This is a genomic window from Streptomyces sp. PKU-EA00015, assembly GCF_013387495.1.
In the GTDB taxonomy this organism is placed as follows: Bacteria; Actinomycetota; Actinomycetes; order Streptomycetales; family Streptomycetaceae; genus Streptomyces.
Genome location: NZ_JABZEE010000025.1, coordinates 112,340 through 136,756 on the forward strand (window position 1 = coordinate 112,340; position 24,417 = coordinate 136,756).

21 protein-coding genes and 1 tRNA gene are annotated in these 24,417 nt (G+C 69.4%); 8 read left to right on the forward strand and 14 right to left on the reverse strand.

Features of this window, described 5'->3' with window-relative positions; all coding sequences use genetic code 11:
• Window positions 1-9 precede the first annotated feature (9 nt).
• The 5 genes from HW130_RS17285 to HW130_RS17305 are packed head-to-tail and all read right to left on the reverse strand — an operon-like array spanning window position 10 to window position 2,487.
• A complete protein-coding gene (locus HW130_RS17285) occupies window positions 10-1,194 on the reverse strand; it encodes a hypothetical protein (RefSeq protein WP_177150491.1) in 1,185 nt (394 codons plus the stop codon).
• Window positions 1,191-1,622, reverse strand: coding sequence for a hypothetical protein (locus HW130_RS17290; RefSeq protein WP_177150492.1), 432 nt, complete (start codon window positions 1,620-1,622; stop codon window positions 1,191-1,193). Before HW130_RS17290 ends, HW130_RS17285 begins: the two co-directional genes overlap by 4 nt.
• Complete coding sequence (locus tag HW130_RS17295) at window positions 1,619-1,804, reverse strand: hypothetical protein (RefSeq protein ID WP_177150493.1); 186 nt, start codon at window positions 1,802-1,804, stop codon at window positions 1,619-1,621. Before HW130_RS17295 ends, HW130_RS17290 begins: the two co-directional genes overlap by 4 nt.
• Entirely contained in the window at window positions 1,801-2,172 is a 372-nt protein-coding gene (locus tag HW130_RS17300; protein ID WP_256356142.1) for a WhiB family transcriptional regulator, read from the reverse strand. Before HW130_RS17300 ends, HW130_RS17295 begins: the two co-directional genes overlap by 4 nt.
• Entirely contained in the window at window positions 2,173-2,487 is a 315-nt protein-coding gene (locus tag HW130_RS17305) for a helix-turn-helix domain-containing protein (RefSeq protein ID WP_177150494.1), read from the reverse strand.
• Window positions 2,488-2,775: 288 nt separating this feature from the next.
• Here HW130_RS17305 and HW130_RS17310 point away from each other — a divergent pair, with 288 nt between their 5' ends.
• Complete coding sequence (locus HW130_RS17310; RefSeq protein WP_177150495.1) at window positions 2,776-3,534, forward strand: GntR family transcriptional regulator; 759 nt, start codon at window positions 2,776-2,778, stop codon at window positions 3,532-3,534.
• 250 nt (window positions 3,535-3,784) lie between these two features.
• On the opposite strand, the gene HW130_RS17315 is transcribed toward HW130_RS17310, so the two are convergent.
• Window positions 3,785-4,093, reverse strand: a complete 309-nt coding sequence (locus tag HW130_RS17315) for a helix-turn-helix domain-containing protein (protein WP_177150496.1) — start codon at window positions 4,091-4,093, stop codon at window positions 3,785-3,787.
• 1,298 nt (window positions 4,094-5,391) lie between these two features.
• On the opposite strand from HW130_RS17315, the gene mobF reads away from it, so the two are divergent.
• On the forward strand, window positions 5,392-9,528 hold the full coding sequence (gene mobF / locus HW130_RS17320) for a MobF family relaxase (RefSeq protein ID WP_177150497.1): 4,137 nt from the start codon (window positions 5,392-5,394) through the stop codon (window positions 9,526-9,528).
• Between the two features lie 1,139 nt (window positions 9,529-10,667).
• Here the strand turns inward: mobF and HW130_RS17325 are convergent.
• Entirely contained in the window at window positions 10,668-10,832 is a 165-nt protein-coding gene (locus HW130_RS17325) for a hypothetical protein (RefSeq protein WP_177150498.1), read from the reverse strand.
• Between the two features lie 208 nt (window positions 10,833-11,040).
• Between HW130_RS17325 and HW130_RS17330 the strand changes: the two genes are divergently transcribed.
• Window positions 11,041-11,910 carry a hypothetical protein gene (locus HW130_RS17330; RefSeq protein ID WP_177150499.1) on the forward strand — a complete coding sequence of 290 codons (870 nt, stop codon included), beginning with the start codon at window positions 11,041-11,043 and terminating at the stop codon, window positions 11,908-11,910.
• Between the two features lie 126 nt (window positions 11,911-12,036).
• On the opposite strand, the gene HW130_RS17335 is transcribed toward HW130_RS17330, so the two are convergent.
• Complete coding sequence (locus tag HW130_RS17335) at window positions 12,037-12,933, reverse strand: recombinase family protein (RefSeq protein ID WP_309140462.1); 897 nt, start codon at window positions 12,931-12,933, stop codon at window positions 12,037-12,039.
• 185 nt (window positions 12,934-13,118) lie between these two features.
• On the reverse strand, window positions 13,119-13,670 hold the full coding sequence (locus HW130_RS17340) for a hypothetical protein (protein WP_177150500.1): 552 nt from the start codon (window positions 13,668-13,670) through the stop codon (window positions 13,119-13,121).
• 220 nt (window positions 13,671-13,890) lie between these two features.
• Here HW130_RS17340 and HW130_RS17345 point away from each other — a divergent pair, with 220 nt between their 5' ends.
• Window positions 13,891-14,199 carry a hypothetical protein gene (locus HW130_RS17345; protein ID WP_177150501.1) on the forward strand — a complete coding sequence of 103 codons (309 nt, stop codon included), beginning with the start codon at window positions 13,891-13,893 and terminating at the stop codon, window positions 14,197-14,199.
• Window positions 14,200-14,411: 212 nt separating this feature from the next.
• Here the strand turns inward: HW130_RS17345 and HW130_RS17350 are convergent, their stop codons facing one another.
• From HW130_RS17350 to HW130_RS17360, 3 genes are all read right to left on the reverse strand, one after another.
• Window positions 14,412-14,738, reverse strand: a complete 327-nt coding sequence (locus tag HW130_RS17350; protein WP_177150502.1) for a hypothetical protein — start codon at window positions 14,736-14,738, stop codon at window positions 14,412-14,414.
• A gap of 489 nt (window positions 14,739-15,227) precedes the next feature.
• Window positions 15,228-16,862 (reverse strand): tyrosine-type recombinase/integrase, encoded by a 1,635-nt coding sequence (locus tag HW130_RS17355; RefSeq protein ID WP_177150503.1) that lies wholly within the window; start codon window positions 16,860-16,862, stop codon window positions 15,228-15,230.
• 87 nt (window positions 16,863-16,949) lie between these two features.
• Window positions 16,950-17,022 (reverse strand) — tRNA-Arg (locus HW130_RS17360).
• Window positions 17,023-17,210: 188 nt separating this feature from the next.
• Here HW130_RS17360 and HW130_RS17365 point away from each other — a divergent pair.
• Window positions 17,211-18,866, forward strand: a complete 1,656-nt coding sequence (locus tag HW130_RS17365; protein ID WP_177150559.1) for a class I adenylate-forming enzyme family protein — start codon at window positions 17,211-17,213, stop codon at window positions 18,864-18,866.
• Between the two features lie 17 nt (window positions 18,867-18,883).
• On the opposite strand, the gene HW130_RS17370 is transcribed toward HW130_RS17365, so the two are convergent.
• A complete protein-coding gene (locus HW130_RS17370) occupies window positions 18,884-20,182 on the reverse strand; it encodes a M6 family metalloprotease domain-containing protein (RefSeq protein ID WP_177150504.1) in 1,299 nt (432 codons plus the stop codon).
• Between the two features lie 353 nt (window positions 20,183-20,535).
• Between HW130_RS17370 and HW130_RS17375 the strand changes: the two genes are divergently transcribed.
• The gene (locus HW130_RS17375; RefSeq protein ID WP_177150560.1) at window positions 20,536-21,153 is read left to right on the forward strand and encodes a TetR/AcrR family transcriptional regulator; all 618 of its coding nucleotides are present in this window, start codon (window positions 20,536-20,538) and stop codon (window positions 21,151-21,153) included.
• Between the two features lie 201 nt (window positions 21,154-21,354).
• Complete coding sequence (locus HW130_RS17380) at window positions 21,355-22,887, forward strand: MFS transporter (protein WP_177150505.1); 1,533 nt, start codon at window positions 21,355-21,357, stop codon at window positions 22,885-22,887.
• Window positions 22,888-23,001: 114 nt separating this feature from the next.
• Here HW130_RS17380 and HW130_RS17385 read toward each other — a convergent pair whose 3' ends face one another.
• Window positions 23,002-23,517, reverse strand: coding sequence for a MarR family winged helix-turn-helix transcriptional regulator (locus HW130_RS17385; RefSeq protein ID WP_256356143.1), 516 nt, complete (start codon window positions 23,515-23,517; stop codon window positions 23,002-23,004).
• Window positions 23,518-23,623: 106 nt separating this feature from the next.
• On the opposite strand from HW130_RS17385, the gene HW130_RS17390 reads away from it, so the two are divergent.
• A complete protein-coding gene (locus HW130_RS17390; protein WP_256356144.1) occupies window positions 23,624-24,406 on the forward strand; it encodes a dioxygenase in 783 nt (260 codons plus the stop codon).
• Window positions 24,407-24,417 lie beyond the last annotated feature (11 nt).

Consider the following 24,417-nt stretch of genomic DNA (forward strand, 5'->3'; position numbering starts at 1 on the left):
GGGGCGGTGTCAGTCGGTGGGGCGGGAGGCGGTCACGGCCATCTGGCGGCGGGCGGCGGGGTGGTACTTGACCGTGCCGGGGCGGCGTCGGGGCGGGGTTCCGCCGTTGCGCTTGCGGCCGTCTTCGCCGGGCTTCTTCGACGCCTGCACGCGGGCCGTGGACGGCTCGTCGGCGGCGGGGGGCGTTTGGGAATCGACCTGCGGTTTTGCGTCCTTCTCGGGGGCGTCCAGGGGGCCGTTCTGGGCGAGGCGGACGGCGCGCTTGGCGGCCCGCATGTGGGCGATCCGGTCGGCCGTCGAGCCGGGCTCCGCGCCGTGGATTTCCAGGCACGCGCGGGCGTAGGTCTTCTCGCTCGGGATGACCTCCGGCCCCTCCGGTCGTCGCAGTCCGAACGGGCTCCGGCGGCGCCCGGGGCGGACCTCGCCCAGCGCGGTCGCGAGGTCGATCGCCCGCTCCCACGCGGCCGGGTCCCCGGCGGCCCGGGCGGCGTTGACCGCGTCCAGGCGCAGCAGCTCGGCACGGGCCGTACGGCGCTCGGCACGGCGGACGGAGCGGGGGGTGCGGCCCTCGCGCTTGGTGATCCGGCCGTGTTCGTGCAGGTCCCAGATCGCGGGACCGATGACGGAGCACAGCGCGCCGCCGATTCCGGTGGCGATGCCGTACTCGGCACTGCCGTGCGCCAAGTTGATGCCGGCGGCGATGAGCGCCTGGACCAGGGCCCCGAGCCGGTAGTGCCAGGACGGGCGGCCCTCGTCGATGGCGGCCTGCGCCCCGCACAGCAGCGCCCAGGCGACGCCCTCCAGGACGAAGGGCGCGGCGACGAGGAACCAGGCGTGCGGGTCCCAGAACGCCATGACCTGCATCGGCAGGCTGACGACGACGCACACGATCGCGATGGTCTTCGCGGCCTTCCGCCAGGTCGCGGCCGACTTCTCGGCCTTGGCCTTGGCGGCGGCCTCCTCCCTGCGGGTCTCCTCGCGGCGCCGGCGTTCCTCGGCCGCGTCGTCGAGGTCGCGCTGGATGTCCTTCTGCGCCTTGGCCCGGGCGCGCTCGTTCGCCAGCTCCTGGCGGACTCGCTCACCCTCGTTCTTGATGCGCTGGGCCTCGGCCTCGGCTTGCAGCTGCTCGGCACGAGCCAGGCCTTCGGCGTACGACCCGCCGGACTGATCAGGGTGCAACTCGGTGACGCTCACCGGGCACCTCCCGACTGGCCCCCGGGTTCCCCGGCGTTCGCCAGGTCCTGGCCGGTGCGCCACGTCTGTGCCTCGTCGTCCGACAGGCTGCGGGTGCATGCGATCTCCACCTCGACGCCGTCGACCTCGACCGTGGCCTTGTGGCTCTCGAAGGCAGGGCAACCAGCAGTGGTGTCGTAGAACTTCACCTGTACCTCGGCGCCAAGGGCTTCAGCCCACGCGCGCACTCCGTCCACCTCACGGGGGTCGAGCTCGACCTGGGCGCTGCGGGTGCCGCCGAAGCCATCGGCTCGCGCGCTGGGGCGGATCTCCTTCAGGGGAAGTCCAGGGTGTTCGGCGAGCAGGCGGCGCACGACGCGGCTCACGCGGAATGCCGCGGCCTCGAAGACTTCGGTGGTGCCCAGCGGGCTACGTTCGGTCATGCTCACCGCCGCTCCCCCGGTCCCAGGACAGCGCTCCGCCTGGGCAGCGGCTCGCTCCACACCAGCACGAGGGTGGCCGCGTTCAGTTCGGCCTCCACCTCGTCGCAGGCTTCGAGGTATCCCTCAAACTCCTCGGGGCTCCAGGTCGCGGGGTCGCCGTGCTCCCGGCGAAACTGCGTCGGGGTCATGCCGCAACCCCCGTCCCACGCGAGCGCTCGGCGAGCCGACGGCGGATCAGGCGCCGTTCGGCGGGGGTGGTGCCGCCGAGGATCGCGAACTCGTCGCGGTTACGCAGCGCCTGCATCAGGCAGTCCCCAATGACGGGGCAGCGCGTGCACATGGCCTTGGCGTGCTCCACGGCCGCCACATCGGTCTCGTGCGGGAAGAACAGAGTGGTGTCTTCGCCAGCGCACGCGGCCCGCTGCTCGATGCTGATGTCGAGACGAGGAGCGGTCTGCGCGGCCCTCGCTGCCATCTGCGCTCGCCAGTCGGACGGAGCCGCGATGGGCTTCGACGACGCGGCCAAGCGCTCGGAGGTACGGCGCCGGGTCGCCATTCAGACCACCTCCGCGACGGTGGCCTCGGCCTGCCAAGTAGCCGTCCAATCGGCCACGTCGACCAACTGCCCGGACGTCGTGACGGATTCCAGCAGCAGCTCGATGGCCTTGATCGGGACGAGGATGCGACCCCGGATCTTGATCCCGGGGAACTCGCCGTCACGGATGGCGCGCCACAGGGTCTGGTAGCTCACGCTGAGCTGGTCGGCGGCTTCGGCGATAGTCACGGCGAGTTTGGCGCCGGGGTGACGCTCGCGGCCGGCCCGCTGCAGCTTTACGACGGGGGCGGCCTGTTTACTAACCTGGTCGTGCATCGATCCTCCTGCGTGCTCAGGGGGTGATGTGGGGCCCTGGTGAGGGATCGGTAGGTGCTGGCGGCACCGTGTGATCTCGCATTCACCGGGGCTTTCCCATGGCAAGGGAGCTCTCCGAGACACCAATCTTTGGTTTGACATCTCTAGAGACGTTTCCTAGTGAAGCTGGCATCTCTAGAGATGTCAACGGCTTCTGGTTCGCATCCCGTGAGGGGTGAGCGATCCCTTGATGTGCGCAGACGGGCATCACCCGTACGCTGTCTAGAGAGGAAGGAGAGTGATCGCTCGATGGCCACCCAGGGCGCCAGTCGCCAGCCCAAGTACCAGCGGATCGCCGATGACCTGAAGCGGGCGATCAAGGACGGGGTCTATGCCCCCGGCGACCGGCTGCCTGGCGAGAATGACCTCATGGCCACTTATGAAGTGGCCCGCATGACCGCACGGCAGGCGCTCGGGGTGCTGCGGAGCGAAGGCGTCGCGGAGGCCCGCAAGGGGGCTGGCGTCTTCGTCCGTGCTTTCCGACCCCTCCGGCGTAGAGGGATTCAGCGTCTCGCGCAAGAGAACTGGGGCGCGGGACGGTCAATCTGGGCAGTCGATGTCGACAATCGGCAGCTGGTGGTCGACCAGCTTGAAGTCGGAGTGCGGCCAGCACCCGACCTGGTTGCGGCTGTGCTCGATCTGCCGCAAGGTGCGGATGCTTGTGTCCGGAGCCGGCGCTTCGTCTTGGATGGAAAGCCCGTGCTGCTCGCCAGGTCATACCTGTCGGCCGAGCTTGTTGCGGGATCGGCAATCCTCCAAGAGGACACGGGGCCGGGCGGAACATATGCGCGCCTCGCTGAACTCGGTCACAAGCCGGTCCACTTCCGTGAAGAGATCCGCTGCCGGATGCCTGCACAGAGCGAGGCTGGACAGCTCGACCTCTCCATGGGGACGCCGGTGATCGAGATCTGTCGCACGGCCTTCGCTGAGGGGGGTAGGGCCGTCGAAGTGAACGAGATGGTCCTGGATTCGGCTTCGTACATCCTGGAGTACGACTTCGACGCCTGACTCGGCGGGACGTCGTCCCTCCTGCTCGACCAGGGCGGCGACCGTGCTCCATGCCCGCCGTGGCGTTCTCGTGGGGGAGAACAGGTCGGTGTCTTGGTCGGCGCATGGGGTCTGCCGCTCCGTGTTGTTGTCGGGTCGGGGAGCGGTTAGCGCGGCCCTCTCCGCCATCTGCGCTCGCCAGTCGAACGAAGCCGCAACGGGCTTGGACGATGCGGCAAGGCGCGCAGAGTTCCTTCGCGGGGTGGCCATCTCAGGCAACCTCGGAAACGGCAGTCTCGGCTCGCCAAGCAGCCGTCCACTCGGCCACGTCAACGAGTTGCCCGGACTTGGTGACGGACTCCATCAGCAGCTCAATGGCCTTGATGGGTACGAGGATGCGGCCGCGGATCTTGATGCCGGGGAACTCGCCCTCGCGGATGGCGCGCCACAGCGTCTGGTAGCTGACGCCGAGTTGCTCAGCAGCCTCAGCGATGGGGAGTGCGAGCCGATTGGGCTTATAGCTGCCGTTGATGCGCTGTAGCTTCACCGTGGGATCGGGCTGACCAGCCAGGTCGTCCATCGATACTCCTGTACTCAGGGGATATCTCGGGTGTCAGAGAGGGGTGCGCGAGGTGCGTGAACACTTGGCGACCCGGTTCTCGGTCCTTGATCTCCTGAGGCTGACAGGACTTACAAGGGTGGAACGGCGGCGAGCGTCGGATTACCCGCAGGACGGGAAGCTTTCTTCTCGATTTCCCGCCGAGCGGGCAGGTCCGCCTTCACAGCTCGGTGTCGACGGCTGGGAGATGGAGAGAGTCATGTGCCGTCTCGATCAGCTCGGCCGCGTGGGTGATTGGGGCCTCTCAGGTCGATCAGAGGGCGATCCGGTTCGGCGGTGCTTGAGTTCAGGATCCGTTTCGCGGGACGGGGGCCGGGTACTTTGTCCGGGTTCGGAAGCTGGAAAGGCATCACGTCAGCGCACACCATCTGTGTAGCTCAGAGTGACGGCCTGTGTGAGACGTGCCTGCCGGCCGGGGATGACGTTCGCGAGGCGACAGGGATTACAGGGAAAATCGCTGACCAGGCACCTTGCTCCTGTCAGAGAGCGCAGGGCCGTTACAGGGATTACAGGGGAAATCTCGTTTCCCTGTAATCCCTGTAACGACCCTGTCGTTTTCCCTGCCAGGGTTTCCCCAGGTCAGCGATTTTCCCTGTAATCCCTATCGGGTTGGGCCTTCGGTAGTGCCGACCACGCCTCCACTAGTTACGGAACGTGGCTGGTGATGCGCGAGAACGCAGACGTGAGCCGCCCCGTGAGGGACGGCGTCGAGGCCGGCACCAGACGTCCCGAGGAAGTCGTCTTCGCGTTGCCGGCGGGCGTCGTGGTGCCTCAGGCGCCCGCCTCGCGGGAAGCCAGACAGATCGCTTCCCGCCCTGCGAGGCGTTCGGTGGTCTTGGCCGTTGTGGGCTTGTGACCAGGGACATCATCCGGGCATCAAGGATCACCGGAGGTAGCCATGATGTCCACTGAGCAATGGGCCGAAGTTCTGCCCAATGTCAATGAATTGACCCGTCGGGTCGACGACCTGATGGTGAGAACCGCTTCGCTCGAGCGCGACACGGTGCGAACGAGACCTCGCCCGGAAGAGATTCGAGGCGAGGCTCAGTAACCGATACGAGACGCCACATGATCCCCGGCAACATGGCCGGTCGGCCCGCTGAGTGTCCCCTTGAGCGTGCCACGTGTGCAGTAGCTGAGCGCGGCCACGTACGTGTGATCCAAAAGCTGATGAGGACAAAGGGGGTTCCCCTGCGGGGAACCCCGGCATGCCGGGGAAGCACAAGCGCACAAGGTGCGCGGCAGGGGGAGGGGCGGCTGTGGCCTGGCTGACGAAGATCGTGGCGGACGAGCAGGTCGAGTACCGGCTCAAGGAGCAGGCCGGATGTGCCGTCGTGGAAGCCAGCGAGGGGAAGACGGCCGTCCTGGACGACGCCGGGGACCTGGCCGTCGATTACCGGCTGCGACCGGAGGGCGGGGCCGCTCTGGTGTGGATGGGCAGCGGTCTGGAGGCCCTGGGGCTGGTCGAGGGCGCGGTGTTGGACGAGGAGGGCAAGGCCGCCGCCCGGCGCATCATGGCGGGCTGCCACCCAGAAACCGGGGCCCGGCTGGTCACCTCGCGCACGTCGGTCCGCGCGCACGAGAAGGCTCAGCTCACCACCGCCCGCCTGGTCGAGGCGGTCGAGAAGGCAGCGGAGGAGAAGGGCGTCCCGGCCGCCGAGCTGTTCGACGGCAAGCCGAAGCAGCTCCGGGTGTTCGAGGCGCAGCAGCGCAACGTCCGCAGATTCGGGGAGGCCCACCGGATGCAGGTTGTCACGCTCCACAAGCTGGCGCGCGCGGCCGGCCTCGACCCCGCCGACGTCTACGGCGAGAGCGAACTGGCGACTGCATGGGAGCACAAGGACCTTCGGGTCGATGACCGGGTCCGCGGCTGGGACCTCGTCCTGGACCTCCCCAAGAGCGACAGCGTGCTGCAGGGCCTCATGGACGCGCTCGACGAGCAGGAGCTGCGCGGACTGGTCCACGAGGCCAAGCGCGACACCTTCCGCCAGCTGGAGCGGTGGGCCGGGTACGCGGTCGGCGGCAAGGACGGAGAGCCGGTGCGGCTGGCAACCGGCGGCCTGCTCGCCTGGTCGGTCGAGCACCAGAGCGCCCGCCCGATCCGGGCCGGTGAGCCGGGCGACCCACACCTGCACCTGCACGTCACGATCCCCAACATGGCGCGGTGCGAGGACGGCGAGTGGCGGTCCATCGCCAACTCGGGCCAGGACCTGTACCGCCACGCATCGGCTGCCGACGCCTACTTCAAGGCCCGCGTCCGCTCCCTCACCTACGAGCACTTCGGCGTGCGGCGCGAGCGCAACGAGCGCACCGGCGCATGGGAGGTGCGGGGTGTCCCCGAGGAGCTGCGCGACGCGTTCAGCCGCCGGGCCGCGATCGTGGACGAGAAGGCCGGCGCCGATGCCTCCCGGGCGGAGAAGCAGGCCGCCTCGATGGCGACCAAGCGCGACAAGGTCGACGTCGACGCCTCCACGATGCGCGACAGTTGGCGCCAGCGCACCGAGGCGGTTGTCGGCGACGTCGACGCGGTGGTCGCCGCGGCCGCTCCCGGTCCGCCCGGCCCGGACGGCGGCGCCGGAATCGACGGGCCCGGCACCGGACCCCACGTCCCGCCGCCCGGCGACATCGCGGCCGTCGTGTTCGACCCCAAGACCGGGCTGACCGCGAACGACAAGACGTTCAGCCGCGCGCAGCTCCTGGCGGCCGTGGCGAATACGCTGGAGTACGGGATAGACGCCGACCCGGACAGCCTTGAGCGGCTGTGCGACGACGTCTTGGAGGTCGAGGGCTACGCGGTGCGCGTGCCCACTGTCGGGTCCACCGTCATGTCGTCCATCGCCCGCTACACCACACAGGACATCCTCGATGCCGAGGAGAGCGTCCGGGTCCAGGCGCTGGAGCGGTTCGACAGCGGCACGGTGCAGCTCACTGGCGACCAAGCCGCGGCCGCCATCGACGTCTTCCAGGTCGCCGTCGGGTTCGAGCTGTCCGAGGAACAGTCCGCCGCGGTGACCCGGGTGCTGACCGCCGGGCACGGCATTGACGCCATCGTCGGCGTCGCGGGCGCGGGCAAGTCGACGCTCATGGAGGCGTGTCGGATCGGCTGGGACGCCACCGGCACCACGTACGCCGGCGCGACCCTCGCCGCGGTCGCCGCCCAGCAGCTGCACGACGCGTCCGGCATCCCCGCCAAGACCGTGGCGGCCTGGCTCGGCGAGCTCGAGAACGGCAACGGGCTGCGCGGCGTCGACGTCCTGGTCGTGGACGAGGCGACGATGGTCGACGACCGCGCCGCGGCCGTGCTGATGACCGAGGCGGCGCGCACCGGCACGAAGGTCGTCGCCATCGGCGACCACCTGCAGCTGCAGGCGATCGGTCCGGGCGGCTGGTTCAAGGAGGTCCACCGCCTGGTCCACGGGCTCACCCTCACCGAGAACCGCCGCCAGGAGGACGCCGCCGAGCGGGCCGCGCTGGACGTCTGGCGCTCCGGCGACCACGAGCTGGCGCTGCGGATGCTCGCCGACGGCGGGCGCGTGCACCCCGCTGAGACAGCCGACGAGGCCCGCTCCCAGATCCTCATGGCGTGGGACGAACTGCGGCTGCAGCAGTGGGCCGACCCGCACGAGCTCATCGCCAACATGGTGGTGCTCGCCGCCCGCAACAGCGACGTCGACGCGCTCAACCTCGGCGCGCAGGCGATCCGCCGCGAGGCCGGCGAACTCGGCGCCGAGCACACCTATGCGCTGCCCGGCGGCGACACCCTCACCCTCGCCGTGGGTGACGTCGTCCGCGTCCGGGAGAACGACTACCGCAGCCGCCGCGGCGAAGGCCCGGACATGCTCAACGGCTACCGGGCCGTCGTCACGGCGATGGACGAGCACCACCGTGTCGAGATCACCTGGCGGGTCAAGGACGCCAAGAGCCCCGGCGGCTACCAGGAGGAGTCCGGCTGGCTGACGCCGCAAAAGGTCACCGGCGGGGCACTGTCCCTCGGCTACGCCATGACGATCGCCGCGAGCCAGGGCCTGACGTGCAACACGTCGCTCATGTACGGGCACGGCGCGAACGCATTCGCCACGTATCCCGGCATCACCCGGGCCCGGCGCCAGAACCACCTATGGCTGCCGCTGGCGGTCCTCGAGGACGAGCGGACCCGGGCCCGGCTCGGGGAGTCCCGCACGGAGAAGGAGCGCCTGGAGCGCGCCATCGACGCGTTCGCCCGCTTCCTGGGGCAGTCCCGGCCCGACGGCATGGTCTCCGACCTCCTGCGCGAGCCGCCGGCCGCAGCTCAACTCCCGCTCCAGCGCGACCTGTCCGCCGAGGAGGCCCGTGCCGAGTCCGAGCGCAGACTCCGTCAGGCCCACATGGCACGGGCGGCCCGCTCCAAGTCCGTGTCCCTGTCCTCCCGTCAGGCGCACAACGAAGCCCAGCGCGAGGAGCAGGCCCGCCGCTCGGAGGAGAAGGCCAAGCAGCTGCTCGCCCGCATCCAAGCCGGTGCCGAAGAACGCGCAGTCCCGTCCCTGACGAAGCGCATCTACGGCCGCGTCTCCCCGCAGGAGCTGAACCAGCTGATCGCCGAGGGCGACCGGCTCGCCGCCGACTTCGAGGCCGCCGCCGCCAAAGCGGAGACCGAGGCCCGGACACTCGCCGCGCGGCTCGACCACGAGAAGGCCACCGGCCAGCCCACCCGTGGGCAGCTCGAAGCCGCCGAAGCCAGGGAGGTCCTCGACCAAGCGCACGCCCATGTCGCGGACGCCCGGGGGCATCTGGAGACCGAGCTCGCTGCGGCCCGCCACGCCGCTGACCGCGCCCGGCAGCTGGCCAAGGTCGCAGAGAGCGAGGGCAAGGGCCGTATCGCGCTGCGCTTGGCGGGGACGTCGCTGAAGGAGTACCGCGAGCTCACCCAGCGCCTGTCTGGGGAGCGCGCCGCGTACCTCCAGATGGAAGCCGACGCGAAGAGGGACGCCCGGCAGTCCCTGCGGGAGGCATGGGACGTGGTGCAGCAGAGCCGCTTCGCGGAGAGCTTCGGTGTGGTGAGGACGCCGGTGCCCGACCACGTGGAGAAGGTCGCCGAGAGGCTCGTGGAGATGCGCTCCGTCGCCGAACGGCGCGGCCACAACATGGACAAGCGAGACCGCGACGACGTCGGCCGCGCCACCCAGAAGGCAGGCGAGTTCCGGGAGCACGCCGCCAGTCACCGAGCCCAGGCCGCCGATGCCCGCGCCGAGAAGGCCCTGCGCGCCACGATCGCCGAGAAGCACCCGGAGCTGTACGACCGGGAGGTCACCGCGCGCCGCGCCCACCAGCAGACTCAGCAGGCGATACAGGCTGCTCAGCACCAGCCGGCCGCCGCCGTGCACCGGCAGCCGGACCAGTTCAGAGGGCGGAGCATGTAGCAGGTGATCCGTTCAACTGAGGGGCCGCGCGAGGTTTCTGGACTTTCTGGACCGTCCTACGCGCGCACGCGCGTTGCGCGCGAGCAGCTGCTCAACATCGCGAAGAGAGAACGCTGGCGGGGCACCGTGAAGCCCCGGACCTAACCGATCCGGGGCTTCTCGGGACAAGGGCCTCAGGGGCCGATGAGCCTGTGCAGTATCGGCGCGCTCACCCCTCCAGCCATGAGACCTGCGAGCACAGCCGCAGCGGTGTTGGTACCCGCGCTGACGTACGTCAGCCATCCGACAACGAAGCCGATGACCGACGCGGCGACGAACACGAGGGTGGCGTGCGCCGTCAGCAGAGGACCGGGGTCGTCACCCTGCTGCGGACTGCCGTGATGACGCGTAAAGCTTGACGAAGAGGTAAGAGGACCGGGGTCGTCACCCTGCTGCGGACTGCCGTGATGACGCGTAAAGCTTGACGAAGAGGTAAGAGGACCGGGGTCGTCACCCTGCTGCGGACTGCCGTGATGACGCGTAAAGCTTGACGAAGAGGTAAGAGGACCGGGGTCGTCACCCTGCTGCGGACTGCCGTGATGACGCGTAAAGCTTGACGAAGAGGTAAGAGGACCGGGGTCGTCACCCTGCTGCGGACTGCCGTGATGACGCGTAAAGCTTGACGAAGAGGTACCTTCGTCCTCAGGAGTGACCACTTAGTTCCCATCTAATTCGCGTTCCATCCCAGGACACGAGAGCGGTCGCACCGTCCGGTGAGCCCCCTGCTACACCGCGCCGACCAAAGCTTCGGTGTAGCTGCGGGGCTCGCCGTTTGTCATGCCGCCACTCGCTGTAGCGAGGATACGCAGAGCAGTGCGACACCACGTTCCACCACCGGAGTTGGGAACAGCCACCAGGGGTCGTGTGTGCCCTCCCACCTGCGGTGGGCGTCAAAGGGGTGATCTTTGAGAAGTCCTTCTTCGTGACGATGATTCGGCATCGAGATGCAGGACAGCGCCGAGTGGGCGATCTGGGCCTGTCTACAGAAATGGCCGGTCCCCTAGCCGCAGGACCGGCCCTTCTGTCACTTGGCCTACGGTTGCCCTGCTTCCAGCCCGGCCCGCTGTTCGGCCGGACGCGGCATCTCTCTGGTGCTCAGGTCAGCACGAGGAGACGGACATGTGGACCAGGTGGAGGAGCTCGCGGACCAGCCCGCCGGCCAACGTGGCGGCAGCGGCGTAGAACGCTGCTTGCCCTAGGCCCTGGACAAGACGGTGGCGGGCGCGTCGCCGCTTCGGGGCGGGGCGGTGCGTACGGTGGGACATGACGGTCTCCGTTCAGGGGATGAGTCGGCTGCCCCCGCACCGCGTGTTCCTGGCAGGGATACGGTGCGGGGCGCAGTTTCTGCTTGCCCCAAGCCTTATGGCTGGCGTGCGCTGAATGCAGCTTCCGGGTCTCGAATCTCGATGTAAGTTCGGTGCCATGAACGGGAGTCGGGCCACCACGTGGGTCGAGGGAACTTCGGCCGATCTGGTGGCCGACGCGCTCGCACTGGGCGTGAAAGCCAGTCCCAGGATGGTGACCTCCTGGGTCGAGGACGGCATGCTCGCCAACCCCGAGCCGCGCAAGACCAGCGCGTACGGCAGCGATCCGCGGATTTTCCCGCCTGAGCAACGCGAGTTGTTCACCAGACTTCTCGAGGCGCGAGAGCGCTCCCTGCTGGGGCGCATCCCGCAACGCTCCCTGATCCGCGTCGTGCTGTACCTGTGGCTGATCGACGACACGATCGTGCTCACCCCGCAGGCGCGCCGAGCCTGGCGTACCCATGCGCGCGCCACCGGCCAGACGACCGCCGTCCGCCGAAGCCAGAACGTCCGCGCCATCGTCGAGCAACTTGCCCACCCCTCAGCCACCCTCAAGCAACGGCGCGCCGCCCAGCTCGTCCTCGAAGAGGGCGAGCGGACCGGGCGGATCGACATCGACAGACTGACCGCGGTCCTCACGGAGTTGTACTCGCCCTGGCCAGTCCAGCCGGGCATGCCGAGGATCGAACGAGCCGTTCCCGGCCCGTTCGGGCCGGTCTCCGTCCAGCACCACATCGCCATGTGGAAGGCCCGCCAGCAAACAATCCGCCGCCTCCGGCACGAGGAGATCGACGAAACCGAGCTCGACCGAGTGCGCGCCGTCTACAGACCGATGTGGGCCGACTACCAGGCCCGTCGGCCCGCCATGGCGACCATCGGCGCCGGAGAGTTCGTGGCGTACTTCGCAGAGCCCGACACCATGGAGGGCCGCGCGATCGAGGCGGTCGATGCCTTTGTGGAAACGCTCGCCGGCGAACTTGGGCTGATCGAAGCCGCGTCCCATGCCGCAGAGACGGCACGCCGCAGACTGGCGCGCTGACGGGGTCCCGAAGGCCTGTTCGTCGCAGGCCCATAGCGGGGCTCGTCGCGGCCGGGGAAGCGACAGTGCCACAAGCAGAAGGGCCCCGAGACCGCCCGTGGACGGCTCCGGGGCCCTGTGGTGCTCTCAGGCGGTCTCAGCGGCCTCCAGCGCCGCCACGGGCTCCGTGATGGCCGTCCGTTCGTCGTGCTCGCGGAGCATTCGCATGACGGTCGCCGGGGAGGGGTGCTGCCCCTTTCGGGCGCCCTTGGTGATGACGAGCCGGGCCGCGATCTCGCGCAGGCTCAGCTCCTGGCCCCGAAGGTGCAGCGCCATGCCGAGCATGTCGTCGTCGGTGACGCTCGCACCGCCGATCGCCTTGCCACGCTTCCTCGCCGACTCGTGGCCCTCCAGCGTCCGGTCACGGATGTACTCGCGCTCCATGCCTGACAGCGCGGCGAGCACGGTGAAGACGACGCCGCCTGGGTCGTGGCTGCCCTGCAGTTCGCCGGTGAGAAACTCCAGACCAACGTCGCTGGCACGCAGCTCCTCGGCGAGGGTGGCGAGGTCGATGCCGCGGCCGAGCCGCTTGTGCTCGTGCACGACCAGCGTCACGCCAACGCCGGAAGCGCGGATCTCGCGGGCGAGGGTGACCGCCTTCTCCAGCTCCGGGCGCTTGGTGGCGCGGGTCGAGATCTTCTCCGAGAACACTCGGGTGACCCCGGCTGCCGCCAGGGAGTCGAGCTGGGAGTCCATGGACTGGCGGGCGGTCGACGCTCGGGCGTAGCCGATGCGGACGTGGCCGACCGGTTCGGCGCCGGCCCCGGCCGGGCGCGGCAGCTCCACCCAGGGCGTACCCGGCTTCCTCACGGCGGGGACAGGGACGCTCAACGCCTTCGCCAGCGAGGGCACGAGCCGGAAGCGTGCGGTGTGGTACTGGATCGCCACCCGTCCCTTGCTGGTGCGGCACGGGGAGCCCGCCGGGGCGGCGCAGGTGGACATGGGGCAGTCGTGCGCTTCAACGCGCTGGAAGTCGTCGCTCACGCGATCAATGTTTCATGTGTCTGTTTCACTCGTCTAAGCTATTTGAAACAACCCATGAAACAAGAGCCATGCAGCGTGATCACCCCGGCTCACGGTGTTTCACGAGCGACCACCTATGAAACGGTGCGACCCTGGGCTCCGGGATGCCGCGGAGCCTCTGGAGGTCGAGTGAGGCCAGGCTGCAGTCAACGCAGCCGCAAGCCCCTGAGCCGAGCACGAATCGCTCGCATGACAGTCATCTTGCGGAAGGCGACTGACGTACGGACCAGCCGCTGGTCAGGGAGAACTCTCACCCACTCGATGCCGTCTGAGTCCTTAAAGACGACGGAGAGGCGGGCAGGCGATCGAACCAGCTCCTCCTCGTCCGGCTCTAGCCAGGTTCGTAGCAAACGCTCGCCCGGCATAAGGGGCCCTGCGTCTGCGTCTGCTACGGCGTGTTCGTCGGTTTGCCCTCCACGGGTGCGCATGGTCCACACGCCGCCCGGCCGCGTGTGGACGGTGCAGATCATTGGCCACACGTACAAGAACGGTCTGTCTGAGGTGTTCTGTGCCCACAACCTGACCTGCGTGCCGTCGTCGGTTGCCCATGTCTCGGCGTGGCACACGAGCTTCCGGGCTTCTTCCTGCTCCTCCTTCCTGCGGTCCCGCAAGAGGATGTAGAAGCCCAGTAACAGCGACCCACCGGTCAGCAGCGCGCTGAACCACGTGGGCACGGTTCCCCAATCCCACTGCTCCATGCGTCCACGGTGCCCACCCCGGGCGTCTTAGAGGCGCCCTCAGTGTCTCTGTGACGAGGCCGGGACATAAGCACAGCACTCGCTGCACGGTGCTCCCTCCCTGCTCACCTGCACCGCGCCACCGTGACCACCCCACACCACCACCTATGAAACGGACGGCTCGCCCTCATCCGAGCGACATTCCGCCCGGCACGGTCGGCAACGCCCCTACCGTCGCCCCATGCCTCCCCCTACGGCCACGATCCCGTTTCCGCCCGCGAAGATGACGCAGGAAGCCGCCACGGAAGCGGTACGGACGGGCGTCACCGACGGCACCTCCGTACGGCGCCTCGCCCAGAACACGGGCTGGTCGGTCGGCTGGGTGTCCGAACTCGCCAAGGAGTTCCGGGCTCAGGTCGGCCTGCCAGCACAGCAGTCCCGCGACGAGCTGGACAGCCTGCAGGAGTGCATCGACTCCCTGAGCGACCTGGACGACGCAGCCCGCCGAAGGGTCCTGCGGTACCTGAGCGATCGATTCGGCGCCCACTGACCACACGCGTCCGACTCGCGTCCGATGCGTTTTTCTCGCATCAGATGCGAGTGACGGAGAGTGGTAGCCGGTGAGGTTCAATACGGCGCGGTGGGTGAGCAGCGGAATATGCTCGACGCGGCGATGTCAATCCGGACGTACACTGCGCCGTAAACAAGATCGTCTTTGGCGAGCTCCGCCGAGCTGACGGCGTATGCACCTCGGTAGTCCACTCACCAGATTTTGGTGTAGAACAAGATGACCGCCACGATCGCAACAGCGATCGACCATCTGAGCAGAACCCTGGCTAGTCTCTCAATGCTCGCGGCCTGGTCGTGAGTGAGAGTACCTTTAACCCGATACGCCTCGGCGATACTGTCGATGTAGAGCTGTCCTACAAGCACCAGCAACACGCCGACGCCAACGGCTCCTGGCCTCCCCGCAAGCCAGTTGAGGACAGGGTTGTTCGAGCCAGCCGCAGTGATCAATGCGGCCATCTCAACGAATACCAGCGCGGTGATGACGGTGGCCTCCCACCGCAACCCACGGGCGATCTCCATGTCGGTCGGAGTGGGTGCCCAGTCATAAACCGCCAGGCTGCATCCCACAATCGCCGCGCCAACCGCGGCTGTGCACCACCTGTCGGAGCCGCAGGCGCCGGAGCACCACCCGCCGGAGCCGCAAGCGCTGACTCTGCCCGCGTCTCGTGGCCGTTCCGCGCCTCTACAACTACAGCAAGAATTGCCACCGGGATTACTTGCGCGAGAACGCCAGCGAACTGTGCCTTATCACTAGTCACCCGCTGGATTGTCGCGCACCACTTCATGCCCGAGCATCAATCAAGTCGCCGTGTCTCTGCGGCTCGGGGCGTGTGCGCGTGCTCTTGGCCGGCGAGGGCGCCGGGGAGGCCCTCGGCTATCACCACGCCACCACAACCAGACTCGCCTCCGATGCCGGAGGCAGCTGGAGCCGCTATGCCGCTGGACCACACCTACGGTCACCAACAGGCTGGACCCCACCACGAACTCGCGACAGTTGAATATGCGAGCTCACCAGTACCGAGGCCGGACGACGGCTCGGCGGCCCCGGCTGACCTCGATCAGGCCGTCCGTCCTCAGCTGGGTGAAGGCCCGGTGCGCGGTACCGACTGAGACACCGTGGGCCTGCGCGATGTCACCGACCGTGGGCACGTCCTCGCCGGGGAGCATCGTGCCGTCCTTGATGGCGTCCGCGAGTTCTTTTGCGATCACTTCCCAGGGAGCGATCTCGCGGGGCGGGGCCGCTTCAACCTTGATGGTCTTGCCAATGGGGCCCACAGTCGCGTCCGGGCGGGCCTGGACGGCTGCCTCGCACTGGCCGCACAGGGCCTCGGCGCCGTCCTCAGTGACCACGAGCATCGACCACAGCGATTCGTTGCCGCACTCGCAGAGCAGGCGGAGCCCGTTGATGACGGTGGTGACCGGCTGGTCGGCGAGTAGCCCTTCCGGCACCGGCAGCTGCTTGGCGAAGGCGGTGACGGCCTGGCGGTCGGAGGTGGCCAGGAAGGCTGCGTAGTACTTGAGCGTGGTCGCTCCTCCACCGCCGTGCCCAACGCGGCCGGCGACCGTTCGTACGTCGGCACCGGCGCCCAGGAGCTCGGTCACGTTGTACGCACGCAGGTCCTTCAGACGGTGGGTATGGATCTTCAGCTTCTGTGCGAGGCGGCGGTATCGCTGGCTGACGCTCGACGGCACGAGCGGGGCGGTGCTGTCAGCATCACCGGAGAACACGAAAGCGTCACGGGCGAGTTCACCGCCGAGTGCCTTGCAGCGTTCCTCGGCGCGGGCTCGGTGGGCGGCAAGGACGGAACGCGTGATCACGTCGATAGCCTGCTTACGGCGCTGGTGGGTCTTGGTGTCCTTGATTCTGCGACCGTTGTTGGAATGCTTCACGAAGAGTTCGAGGCGGTCGAGGTTGATGTCCGACCAGCGCAGAGCGCACATCTCGCCGCGGCGTGAGCCGGTGACCATCGTCATGAACAGGAACGTTCCCCAGTCCAGGTCCCGCTGCCAGGCAGTGTTCAGAACCAGGGCTGCCTCTTCGGGAGTGGGCGGGTCGGGGTTCGGCTTGGGTTGGGATGGCGGCTCGGCGAGGGCCGCCACGTTCGTCGTCACGTATCCCCAGCGCAGGCCGCGGTTGAGCGCCGGGCGCAGGATGAAGTGAATCTTGCGGACGGAGTTCGCGGCGAGCGGCTCGCAGACGTGCTTCTGCTTCGTCTTGGGGTCGGTCTTGCCTTTGCGCCGGCCTTCGCACTGGTCCTGGCATTGCCGGAGACGGGCGTAGAACAGCTCCAGCATCTCGGCCGTCAGCTTGCTCGCCTTGAGCTCGCCGAACGTGGGCTTGAGGTAGTTGCGGATGATGCCCTCGACCCGTTCGTACGACGTCTCGTCGAGCTCGGCGACACCGAGCCAGCGGTCGAGCAAGAATGCCATGGTCACCTGCGTCTTGGGGTGGCGGTTCTCGTCGACCTGGTGGAGGAGCCGGGTGCGGGCCTTCTCCGCCTCCGGCTCTGTCTCCGCCTGCTCGTGGAGGTAGATGTCCTTCTTCGTGAGCGGGTCCCGGCCTGCGTAGACCCGGACCTGGAAGCCGGCGCCGTTGGGTCGGATGCTGCCGCGCTGACGTCGCTTGGATGTCTTGTTCGCCATGGTTCGGGAACCTATTCATGGTTAATGCCATGGCTACGATGAACAGCGCGCCCGCCCCGGAAGGGCGAACGCGCTGGTCAGACACTGTGCCCCCGGCAGGATTCGAACCTGCGACACCCGCTTTAGGAGAGCGGTGCTCTATCCCCTGAGCTACGAAGGCGGGGATCTGCGTGAGATCCGGCGCCTAGCCTAGCGGATAAGCTCTCCGGCTCGGTGGGATTCCCCTTTCCCCAGCTCACGCCCGTGCCGTCGCCTCAGCTCGGCCTTGACGGGGTACAGGGCGCGGCATAGCGTCGCCGGCGTACTGAGCAAGCGCTTGGAGAGGGGCGAGCCGTGCCGCAGCCCGAGATGGCCGACGCCGTGCGTGACGGGCTCACCGCTCCCGGTGCGCCCTTCGCCGTCGTGCGGGGCGAGGACGGTGCGCTGCAGTACGCGGCCGGGCCGCGCACGCTGCGGGAGTTCGTCGAGGCCACGTGGGCCTACGGGGAGCGGCCGTTCCTGATCGCCGAGAGCCGGACGTACACGTACGGGGAGTTCTTCGCCGCCGCCTGTGCCCTCGCGCGCCGCTTCACCGACGTCCATGAGCTACGGCCCGGCGACCGGGCCGCCATCGCCATGCGCAACCACCCCGAGTGGCAGATCGCCTTCTGGGCCGCGCAGTTGGCCGGGCTCGTCGCCGTGCCGCTCAACGCCTGGTGGACCGAGGAGGAGCTCGCGTACGCGCTCGACGACTGCACCCCCGCCGTGCTCCTCGTCGACGGCGAGCGGCTGCCCCGCGTGGAGGCGTGGCGGCGGGCGAACGGCGCCCCGACCGTCGTCTTCCACCACGACGGCGCGACCGCCGAAGGCATCGAGCGGTACGAGGACTTCGACGCGCCCGACCCGCTCGCCGGGCCGCCGGCCGTGGACGTGGCGGCGGAGAGCGACGCCACCATCATCTACACGTCGGGGACCACCGGCCGTTCCAAGGGCGCCGTCGCCACGCATCTCGCGCAGGCCGGGGCCACCGTGCATCCGCGCTACCACGCCACGGCCGCCGCGCTCGGGCGCGGACTGGTGCCGGGGCAGGGGGCGGCCCCCGTCACCCTGATGACCTTCCCCTTCTTCCACGTCGCGGCGTTCACGACGCTCTACGCGATGATGGGCGTCGGCGGCACTCTCGTCCTGATGCGCAAGTGGGACGCCGGCAAGGCGCTCGCGCTCGTCGAGCGGCACCGGGTCACCCACTACTCCGGTGTTCCGACGACCGCGCTGCAGCTCCTGGATGCGGCCGAGCGGGCCGGCTCAGGCCTGGAGACGCTCACCAATCTGAGCACCGGCGGGGCCGCCGCCCCGCCGGACCTGGTGGCGCGGCTGACTGCTGCGTACGGGCGGCGGATCGAGCCGCGCAACGGGTACGGGCTCACGGAGACCAGCGGGGGAGTGCTGGCGAACTTCGGCGACGCCTACCGCGCGCACCCCGGCAGCGTCGGCCGCCCCGCGCCCGCCGTCGAGGTCCGCATCGCCGGGCCGGGCGGCGAGTCGCTGCCCGAGGGCGAGGTCGGCGAACTGTGGCTGCGGGGCCAGGGCGTCGTGCGGGGCTACTGGCGCGACGAGCGGGCGACCGCGGAGGCGTTCCGCGACGGCTGGTTCAGGACCGGAGACCTCGCGACCGTCCGCGACGGGCGCGTCAGTGTCGTCGACCGGATCAAGGACATGGTGATCCGCGGCGGCGAGAACGTGTACTGCGTCGAAGTCGAGGGCGTCCTGCACGACCATCCCGATGTCGCCGACGCCGCCGTTCTCGGGGTGCCGCATCCGGTGCTCGGGGAGGAGGTCGCGGCCGTCGTGCAGCTGCGGCCCGGTGCCACGGCCGATGCCGAGGACCTGCGGGCGCACGTCGGCAAGGTGCTCGCCGCGTTCAAGGTGCCCGCGCATCTGGTGCTGCGCGGCGAGCCGTTGCCGCGCAATCCGACCGGCAAGATCCTCAAGCGGGAGCTGAGGGCCGGGTTCGGGGCCACCTGAAGCACACGGAGGCCGGCTCAGGAGCGCGTGATCCGCACCCGGTACACGTCGCCCTTCTTCTTGCCCACCACCGAGATGCGCACCCCGTTCTCGGCGTCCGTGAAGGTCTGGCCCGGCCGGTAGGGCGCGTCGGACAGTTCCGCGTGGACGTTGGGGCTGCGGGTGCAGCCGCCGCTGCCGGACTGGCTGTCCACCACCGTCACCGGGCCCTGGCCCGTGTCCACGCTCGACCTGACCCGGTAGATCAGCACGCCCGGCTCGCACACGGCGTCGTCGTTGCCCGCCCGGGTCCGTACCTCCACCGCGTAACCGCTGTCCTCGCCCAGCGGCACGACCGCCAGCTTGGAGCCGCCGGCGGTGGCGAGCGGCGTGAGCGCGTACTCCGTCGTGCCCGGTGCGGAGGCGCAGCGGACCTGGTCGTTGTCGAGCCAGCCCAGCTTCCACTTGTGCCAGCCCAGCAGGTCGTTGTTGGCGCCCCAGTCCTCGGACATGATGTCCCAGTGGCCGGCGGCGCCGCCGCCTCCCGCGGTGTAGAGGTCGGGCAGGCCGAAGACGTGGCCGTTCTCGTGCGGCAGGACCCGGTACCCGGTCCGGGCGTACGATCCCGAGCCGTCGTCCTGGCGGCTGTAGACGAAGGACGTGTTGGCCAGCGGCACCCCGTCCGCGTACGGAGCCTCGTCGTTGCCGGAGAAGGTCACGGACAGCACGGTGTCGAGGGCGGACGGGCCGGCGTTGGGCGTGACGAGCACGTTGACCAGGTCGTACCGGCTGAAGTCGACTTTCGCGTCGGCGACCTTCACGAGGTCCTCGACGAGTTTGCGGTAAGCGGGCTCGTACGGTGACCCGCGGTCTATCCCGTACGCCGCGAACGGCAGCGGCATCCGCAGCCAGTCGCTCACCGGGGCGTGGGGGCGGTAGCTGAGCCGGCCGTACGAGCTGGTGCCGAACCACTCGGAGGTCTGGGGGAAGAACTCCGCCAGACGGTCGAGCGCCGACCCCTCGCCCACCGCGTCCGAGAAGTCGATCATGAGGTTGAGGGCGCTGACCTCGCCGGTGGAGCGGGTGTAGCCGGGTGGGGTGGGTATCCCCTCCGACATCTGCACGCCGGACACCGAGGGGATGCGGCAGGGCCCGAGCCCGGGAGCGTCCGGAGCGGCCACCGGTCCCGCCGACGCCTTGGAGGGCGCGGGAATCGTCGAACTCGCCGTGGCCAGCGCCGCGAGGGTGAGGGCGGCGAACGCGGCGAGCCCCCCGAGCCGGCGGTGGGTGCTCCGGGTGGGTATCCGGGTGCGTATCCGTGGGCGGGGCTGCTGCATGCGTTCGCCTTCGGGTCCGCGGCAGCAGGCCGGACCCTCGCTGCGCTCTGTCCGTCAGCCTGTGTCGGCCTCCGGTCGGCCGCGCGCCGGGTGGTCCGATCGTGGGTATTTCCGGGCGGCACGTTCCATCCCGGAAGGAAGTGACTCAGCTCACATGCCGGCAGGGAAATAAGCGGGGAACCTCTCCCCGTTTGCACCGGTGTCCCCGCGAAACGGGGAAGGGCTCCCCGCTTGGGCGAGGCCCGTCGAGGCTCATCGAGGCCCGGCGAGGCCCGTCGGGCAAAAGGAGCCGGATCCACAGAGACCGGAAGGAAGGGGGAGCCGTGAGCCCCGCCGCCACCGAAGCGCGCCGCATGTCGCGCCCGCGGGCCGACGCCCTGCGGAACCGCGAGCGGATCGTCTCGGCCGCGCGCGAGATGTTCGTCGAGTACGGGCCCGAGGTCCCGCTCGACGAGATCGCCCGTCGCGCCGGCGTCGGCAACGCCACGCTCTACCGCCATTTCCCGGACCGCGCGGTCCTCGTCCGCGAGGTCGTCATCTTTGTGATGTCCCGCACCACCGAGCGGGCGACGACGGCGACGGCCGAGGAGACCGACCCGTTCGCCGCCCTACGCCGGTTCGTCCACGAGGCGGCCGACGAGCGCATCGGCGCGCTGTGCCCGATGCTCTCCGGAGCCTTCGACGCCGACCACCCGGATCTGCACGCCGGACGCGAGCTCCTGGAGGAGGCCGTGCACGGTCTCGTCGAGCGGGCCCAGTCGGCGGGCAGGATGCGCGGTGACGTCGCGGTCGGGGACCTGATGGTCGCCCTCTCCCAGCTCACCCGGCCCCTGCCGGGCACCGCGTGCCTGAACATGGACCGGTTCGTCCACCGCCATCTGCAGCTGTTCCTGGACGGCCTCGAAGCGCCCGCGCGCTCCGAGCTGCCGGGCGCGGCCGCCACCCTCGAAGACCTGCGGAGCAGCTCCTGACGCCGTAGCGCCGATGTCGGCATCGCCCTCGCCTCGCGGTCACCGCCGCGTGTCGATCCGGTGGTGCCGGGCCGGGCCCGACCCGGCCGACGACTTCACCCCGCCTCCGGGGTCTCAACGCCGAGACCCCTTTGCCCGCGGGCCTTTTGACGCCATGACGCACCTCGCGTGACCTCTCGTACTCCTTAGGTGGCCAACCCCATGCCGAAAACACCCGGAACACCTGACTCGTCCCTGCCGGATCCGAGCCGCTGGAAAGCTCTGGTCTTCATCGCCCTCGCCCAGCTGATGGTGGTCCTCGACGCGACGATCGTGAACATCGCGCTCCCCACCGCCCAGCAGGACCTGGGCATTTCCGACGCCAACCGGCAGTGGGTCATCACGGCCTACGCCCTCGCCTTCGGCGGTCTGCTGCTCTTCGGCGGCCGCATCGCCGACCTGTGGGGCCGCAAGCGGACCTTCGTCGTCGGCCTGCTCGGCTTCGCCGCCGCCTCCGCGCTCGGCGGCGCGGCGACCGGCGAGGCGATGATGCTCGGCGCCCGCGCCCTGCAGGGCGTGTTCGGCGCGCTCCTCGCGCCCGCCGCGCTCTCGCTGCTCGCGGTGATGTTCACCGACGCCAAGGAGCGGGCCAAGGCATTCGGCATCTACGGTGCGATCGCCGGTGGGGGTGGCGCGGTCGGCCTCATCCTCGGCGGCTTCCTCACCGAGTACCTCGACTGGCGCTGGACCTTCTTCGTCAACATCCCGTTCGCGATCATCGCGGCCGTCGGCGCGTACCTCGTCATCCGCGAGCCGGAAGGCGCGCGCAACCGCTCGTCGCTGGACATCCCCGGCGTCGTTCTGTCGACCCTCGGTCTGGTCGCGCTGGTCTACGGCTTCACCCGCGCCGAGTCCGCCGGCTGGTCCGACGGCCTGACCGTGGCCATGTTCGTCGCCTCCGCTGTGCTGCTCGCCGCCTTCGTCGTCACGGAGGCGAAGGTCGGCTCCCCGCTGCTGCCGCTGCGCGTCCTGACCGAGCGCAACCGGGGCGGCGTCTACCTCTCGCTGGGCCTCGCGATCATCGCGATGTTCGGGCTGTTCCTCTTCCTGACGTTCTACCTGCAGGTCGTGAAGGGGTACTCCCCGGTCAAGACCGGCTTCGCCTTCCTGCCGATGATCGCGGGCATGATCACGGGCTCGACCCAGATCGGCGCCCGGCTGATGACCCGTGTGCCGCCGCGGCTGCTGATGGCCCCCGGCTTCGTCGTGGCCGCCATCGGCATGCTGATGCTGACGCAGTTGGAGATCGACAGCTCGTACGCGGGCCTGATCCTGCCCGCGCAGCTGCTGCTGGGCCTCGGTATGGGTACGGCGTTCATGCCGGCCATGTCCCTGTCCACGCACGGTGTGAACCCGGCCGATGCCGGTGTCGCCTCCGCGATGGTCAACACCTCGCAGCAGGTCGGCGGAGCGATCGGTACGGCGCTGTTGAACACGATCGCCGCGTCCGCCACGACCTCGTACATCACCTCGCACGCGGCCGGTGCGGCCGACCCGAAGCTCCTGGAGCTCCAGGGCATGGTGCACGGCTTCTCGTCCGCGATCTGGTGGGCGGTCGGCATCCTGGCGGTCTCGGCCGCGATCGCCGCGACCTTCATCAACTCCGGGCGCCCGGGGGCGGGTTCGCCCACCGCCGGTTCGGGCGAGGGTGACGGAGTCGAGGACGAGGTCAGGATTCCCGTCGTCGCCCACTGAGGCGGATACGAGAGGCCGCGCGGCAGGGGCCCGGCCCGGGTGATCGACCCGGGCCGGGCCCCTGTCCGTGTGCGAGCGCGCGCGTGCCGGGCCGAGCTCGGGTGCCGGATCCGCTCAGCGCAGCCAGGGCAGGTCCGCGCCCGTGTCCTGCGGCTGGAGTCCCTCGGCCATGACCTGCATGATCTCGCCCAGCTGCCGCACCTGTTCGGGCGTGAGCCGGTCGAACATCGCCTGGCGCACTGCCTCCACGTGTCCGGGCGCCGCCCGCTTGAGGACCTCGAAACCCTCGTCCGTGAGCACGGCGTTCTGGCCGCGCCGGTCGGAGGGGCAGTCCTCGCGGCGCACCCAGCCGTTCTTCTCCAGCCGGGCGATGGCGTGGGAGAGCCTGGAGCGGGTGATCTTCGCGTCGATCGCCAGCTCGGTCATCCTGCGGCGGCGGCGCGGTGCCTGGGAGAGCTGGACGAGCAGGCCGTAGTAGACGTGCGGCATGCCGGCGTCCCGCTGCAACTGGCGGTCGAGATGGTCCTCGAAGAGAGTGGTGGCATGCAGGTAGGAACGCCAGACGCGTTGTTCCGCCTCGGTCAGCCAGCGCGGCTCGGACTCGCTGTCGCCCATGGATGCCCTGTTCATGTATCCCACTGTACCGGCCTGGTTCTTGAAAGTTGAACTAAATGGCCCGCAGGAGTAGTGTCGTGAGCTGAACTTGAAAGTTCAATGAGATCGGGAGTCAGCCGCCATGAATGTCAGCCCCGCCGCGGAGCGCATGCCCGCCCTCTATCTGTCCCACGGCGCCCCGCCACTCGCCGACGACCCGGTCTGGCCCGGCGAGCTCGCGGCCTGGTCCGCCGGCCTGCCGCGCCCCAGGGCGATCCTCGTGGTCTCCGCGCACTGGGAGGAGGCTCCGCTCGCGCTCGGCGCGACCGCGACCGTCCCTCTCGTCTACGACTTCTGGGGCTTCCCCGAGCACTACTACCAGGTGCGCTACGAGGCTCCCGGGGCCCCCGAACTCGCCGAGTCCGTGCGTAAGTTGCTCCGCCGCGCCGGTACGCCGGTGCAGGACGTCCCCGACCGCGGCCTCGATCACGGCGCGTACGTCCCGCTCGTCGAGATGTTCCCCGGCGCGGACATCCCCGTGCTCCAGATCTCCATGCCGACGCTCGACCCCGGCAAGCTCCTGGAGATCGGGCGGCGGCTCGCCCCGCTCCGCGACGAGGGCGTACTGATCATCGGCAGCGGCTTCTTCACCCACAACCTGGCCGCGCTGCGGCACGCCGGGACGCCCGGCTGGTCGACTGAGTTCGACGACTGGGGCCGGCGGGCGCTGGCCGCCGCCGACGTGGACGCCCTGCTGGACTTCGAGAACAAGGCCCCCGCCGGCCGCATCGCCCACCCGCGCACCGAGCACTTCGCCCCGCTGTTCGTCACTCTGGGCGCGGCGCAGGACGAACTGGGGACCGGCCGGAGCATGATCGACGGCTTCTGGATGGGGCTGGCAAAGCGCTCCGTGCAGTTCGGCTGACGCGCCGACAC